Source organism: Spirillospora sp. NPDC047418 (assembly GCF_040643275.1).
Classification (GTDB): domain Bacteria; phylum Actinomycetota; class Actinomycetes; order Streptosporangiales; family Streptosporangiaceae; genus Spirillospora.
Genome location: NZ_JBEYTW010000189.1, coordinates 1 through 4,633, shown reverse-complemented (window position 1 = coordinate 4,633; position 4,633 = coordinate 1). Strand labels below are relative to the sequence as shown.

Below are 4,633 nucleotides of genomic sequence, written 5' to 3'. Positions count from 1 at the left end.
GTGCGTGCCCGGCGGGGGCTAGTAGGCGGCGCCGATGGCGTGGATGCCGCCGTCGACGTGGACGATCTCACCGGTCGTGGCGGGGAACCAGTCCGACAGCAGCGCCGCGCACGCGCGGGCCGTCGGCTCGCTGTCCTTGATGTCCCAGCCGAGCGGCGCGGCCTTCGGCCACATGTCCGTCATGCCCTCGAAGCCGGGGATGCTCTTGGCCGCCATCGTGGCGAGCGGCCCGGCCGCGACGAGGTTGACGCGGATGCCCTGCGGGCCCAGGTACTTGGCCAGGTAGCGGGCGCACGACTCCAGGCCGGCCTTCGCCACGCCCATCCAGTCGTAGACCGGCCACGCCTTGGTGGCGTCGAAGTCGAGGCCGACGACCGAGCCGCCGTCCTCCATGAGCGGCAGGCACGCCATCGTCAGCGACTTCAGCGAGTACGTCGAGGCGTGCACGGCGGTGGCGACGTCCTCCCAGGGCGTCTCCAGGAAGTTGCCGCCGAGCGCGGTCTGCGGCGCGAACCCGATCGCGTGGACGACGCCGTCGAGCCGGTCGAAGCCCTTGTCGCGCAGGTTCCCGGCGAGGGCGTCCAGCTGCCCGGTGTTCATCACGTCCAGCTCGATCACCGGCGGCGGGTCGTCGGGGCCGGACGGCAGCCGCTTGGCGGTCCGCGCGGTGAGCGTCGGCCGCGGGTAGGCGGTCAGCACCACCTCGGCGCCCTGCTCCTGCGCGACCCGCGCGACGTGGAACCCGATGGAGGCGTCGGTGAGGACGCCGGTCACCAGGATGCGCTTGCCCTCGAGAATTCCCATGGTCGTCAGTGCCCCATTCCCAGTCCGCCGTCGACCGGGATCACGGCCCCGGTGATGTAGGCGGCGTCCTCGCTCGCCACGAACCGCACCGCCTTCGCGATCTCCTCCGGCCGCGCGATCCGCCCCAGCGGGACCGCCGCGGTGATGGCCTTGTGCTGGTCCTCGCTGAGGACCGCCGTCATGTCGGTGTCGACGAACCCCGGCGCCACCACGTTCACCGTGATGTTGCGGGAGCCGAGCTCGCGGGCGAGGGAGCGGGCGAACCCGACCATGCCCGCCTTGGACGCGGCGTAGTTGGACTGCCCCGGCGAGCCCATCAGCCCCACGACCGACGACACCAGCACGATCCGGCCGGTGCGCTTGCGCATCATGCTCTTCACGGCCCGCTTGGCGACCCGGAACGAGCCGGTCAGGTTGGTGTCGACCACCGAGGTGAACGACTCCTCGCTCATGATCGCCAGCAGCGTGTCCTTGGTGATCCCCGCGTTGGAGACGACCACCTCGACCGGGCCCTGCTCGGCCTCCACCTTGCTGAACGCGGCGTCGACGTCCTCGGCGTCCGTGACGTCGCAGCGGACGCCGAACAGCCCCTCGGGCGGCTCGCCCGACCGGTAGGTGACGGCGACCGCGTCGCCCGCCGCGGACAGCTCGCGGGCGATGGCGAGGCCGATGCCCCGGTTACCGCCGGTCACGAGGACAGAGCGACTCATCACGGACCTCTCGTCTGCTTGTCTGCTTGCGTACTGTGACTCGCGGCACGACCCTAGCGGCCCGCACCCCGCCCTGCGGATGTGCCGAACCGACAAGATCCGCCGACCCCGCTTTGTTCTCGATCACCGGGCGGGCCTGCGGGTAGGTTGCTGAAGGTGCATGACATCGATCCCGCCTTCACCGCGCTGCCGCTTCGCGCGCTGGCCGACGCGGCCCTCACCCGGGCCCGGGAGCTGGGCGCCGAGCACGCCGACTTCCGCCTCGAGCGCATCCGCAGCCAGACGCTCCGGCTGCACGACGCCGCCCTGGAGACCGCCCTGGACGCCGACGACGTGGGCCTGTCGGTCCGGGTCGTCAAGGACGGCACCTGGGGCTTCGCCGCCGGCATCGACCTCACCCCGGACGGCGCGGCCCGCGTCGCCGCGCGGGCCGTCGAGGTCGCCGCCGTCGCGCGGCCCGTCAACCGCGAGCCCATCGAACTGGCGCCCGAACCCGTCCACGGGGAGCGGACCTGGGTCTCGGCGTACGAGACCGACCCGTTCGACGTGCCGACCGCCGACAAGGTCGCGCTGCTGTCGGGGTGGAGCCGCCGGCTGCTCACCGACGACCGCGTCGACCACGTGGACGCGACGCTCCTGCAGGTCAGGGAGAACAAGTTCTTCGCCGACCTCGCCGGGACCGTCACCACCCAGCAGCGCGTCCGGCTGCACCCCGTCATCAACGCGGTCGGCATCGCCGGCGGCCTCTTCGACACGATGCGGACCCTCGCCCCGCCCGCCGGGTACGGGTGGGAGTGGCTGTCCGGCGAGCACTGGGACTGGGACGGTGAACTGGCCCGCATCCCCGAGCTGCTCGCCGAGAAGCTCGCCGCGCCGTCGGTCGACCCGGGCACCTACGACGTCGTCGTCGACCCGTCCAACCTGTGGCTGACCATCCACGAGTCGATCGGGCACGCCACCGAACTGGACCGGGCGCTCGGCTACGAGGCCGCCTACGCCGGGACCTCGTTCGCCACGCCCGACAGGCTCGGCACCATGCGGTACGGCTCCGAGGTCATGAACATCACCGGGGACCGCACCACCGAGCACGGCCTGGCCACCATCGGCTACGACGACGAGGGCGTGGCGACGCAGTCGTTCGACATCGTGTCGGAGGGCCTGTTCACCGGATACCAGACCGACCGGCGCATCGCCCGCCTCACCGGCGCCGACCGCTCCAACGGCTGCGCGTTCGCCGACGCCGCGTCCAGCATGCCGATCCAGCGGATGGCGAACGTCTCGCTGCGGCCCGCCGAGGGCGGCCCGTCCACCGACGAGCTGATCTCCGGCGTGGAGCGCGGCATCTACATCGCCGGCGACAAGAGCTGGTCGATCGACATGCAGCGGTACAACTTCCAGTTCACCGGGCAGCGCTTCTACCGGATCGAGAACGGGCGGCTGGCCGGGCAGCTCCGCGACGTCGCCTACCAGGCCACCACCACCGACTTCTGGAACTCGATGGAGGCCGTCGGCGGCCCGCAGACCTACGTGCTCGGCGGCGCCTTCAACTGCGGCAAGGGCCAGCCGGGGCAGGTCGCGCCGGTCAGCCACGGCTGCCCGTCCGCGCTGTTCCGCGGCGTCAACATCCTCAACACGCTGAAGGAGGCGGGCCAGTGAGCGGCATCAGGCCGCAGGAGGCCGTCGAGCGGGCCCTGGCGCTGTCGCGGACCGACGACTGCATCGTCATCGCCGACGAGGCGAGCACCGCGAACCTGCGGTGGGCGGGCAACACCCTCACCACCAACGGGGTGACCCGCTCCAGCCGCCTCACCGTCATCGCGCTGCGCGGCACCGCCGACGGCGTCGCGGCGGGCGTGGTGTCGCGGTCGGCGGTCGGCGCCGACGGCATCGAGGACCTCGTCCGCGCCGCCGAGGCCGACGCCGCCGGCAACGACCCCGCCGAGGACGCCGGGCCGCTGGTCACCGGGGGCCCGGCCGGCGGCGGGTGGGACGACGACCCGGCCGAGACCGGCATCGGCGTGTTCGAGGGCTTCGCGCCCGCGCTCGGCGAGGCGTTCGCCGCCGCGCAGGCCGCCGACCGGCGCCTGTACGGGTTCGCCAACCACGTCCTGACCTCGACGTTCCTCGGCACCTCGGCGGGGCTGCGGCTCCGGCACGACCAGCCGACCGGGCTGCTGGAGCTGAACGCCAAGGGCGCGGGCGGCTCGGCGTGGGCCGGCGTCGGCACCCGCGACTTCACCGACGTGGACGTCGCCGCCCTCACCGGCGGCCTCGCCCGGCGGCTGGAGTGGGGCGAGCGGCGGGTGGACCTGCCCGCCGGGCGGTACGAGACGATCCTGCCGCCGTCCGCCGTCGCCGACCTGATGATCTACCTGTACTGGTCGGCGGGCGCGCAGGACGCGCACGACGGCCGGACGGTGTTCAGCGCCCCCGGCGGCGGCACCCGTATCGGGGAGCGGCTCGCGACGCTGCCCGTCACGCTGTCCAGCGACCCGGCCGCCGCCGGGATGGAGTGCGCCCCGTTCGTCGTCGCGCACGCCTCGGGACGCGAGGCGTCGGTGTTCGACAACGGGCTCCCGCTCGGCGCCACCGACTGGATCCGGGACGGGGAGCTCACGTCCCTCACCCAGACCCGGCACTCGGCGGAGCGGACCGGGCTGCCGGTCACCCCGCCCGTCGACAACCTGGCCCTCACCGGCCCGGACGGCGGCGCGTCCCTGGAGGAGATGGTCGCCCGCACCGAGCGCGGGCTGCTGCTGACCTGCCTCTGGTACATCCGCGAGGTCGACCCGCAGAGCCTGCTGCTGACCGGCCTCACCCGCGACGGCGTCTACCTCGTCGAGGACGGCGAGGTCGTCGGGGCGGTGAACAACTTCCGGTTCAACGAGAGCCCCGTCGACCTGCTGTCGCGGCTCGCCGAGGTCGGGGAGACCGGGCCGACGCTGCCGCGCGAGTGGTCCGACTACTTCACCCGCGCCGCGATGCCCGCGGTCAGGGTCCCGGACTTCAACATGTCGACGGTCTCGCAGGCGTCCTGACACCCGCTCTGGACGCGTACAGGGCCCGCTCCCGGCCGGGAGCGGGCCCTGCGCGCGTCCACGGCGGGCTGTCCGCGCCCC

General features: G+C 73.2%; 4 protein-coding genes. 2 read left to right on the top strand and 2 right to left on the bottom strand.

The features are described 5' to 3' along the window. Positions 1-18: 18 nt before the first annotated feature. Both fabI and fabG read right to left on the bottom strand, forming a co-directional pair. The gene (fabI, locus tag ABZ806_RS44870) at positions 19-804 is read right to left on the bottom strand and encodes an enoyl-ACP reductase FabI (protein ID WP_500226076.1); all 786 of its coding nucleotides are present in this window, start codon (positions 802-804) and stop codon (positions 19-21) included. Positions 805-809: 5 nt separating this feature from the next. Beyond that, positions 810-1,514: a 3-oxoacyl-[acyl-carrier-protein] reductase gene (gene fabG, locus ABZ806_RS44865; protein ID WP_500226075.1), complete on the bottom strand. Its 705-nt coding sequence runs from the start codon at positions 1,512-1,514 to the stop codon at positions 810-812. A 156-nt stretch (positions 1,515-1,670) separates the two neighbouring features. On the opposite strand from fabG, the gene ABZ806_RS44860 reads away from it, so the two are divergent. Both ABZ806_RS44860 and ABZ806_RS44855 read left to right on the top strand, forming a co-directional pair. Further along, positions 1,671-3,170 carry a TldD/PmbA family protein gene (locus ABZ806_RS44860; RefSeq protein WP_500226073.1) on the top strand — a complete coding sequence of 500 codons (1,500 nt, stop codon included), beginning with the start codon at positions 1,671-1,673 and terminating at the stop codon, positions 3,168-3,170. 5 nt (positions 3,171-3,175) lie between these two features. Then, entirely contained in the window at positions 3,176-4,552 is a 1,377-nt protein-coding gene (locus tag ABZ806_RS44855; RefSeq protein ID WP_500226079.1) for a metallopeptidase TldD-related protein, read from the top strand. Positions 4,553-4,633 lie beyond the last annotated feature (81 nt).

What these genes read in the sequence shown, in the direction of transcription:
- fabI (WP_500226076.1), bottom strand. Translation starts at nt 804, where the DNA reads ATGGGAATTCTCGAGGGCAAGCGCATCCTGGTGACCGGCGTCCTCACC.
- fabG (WP_500226075.1), bottom strand. Translation starts at nt 1,514, where the DNA reads ATGAGTCGCTCTGTCCTCGTGACCGGCGGTAACCGGGGCATCGGCCTC.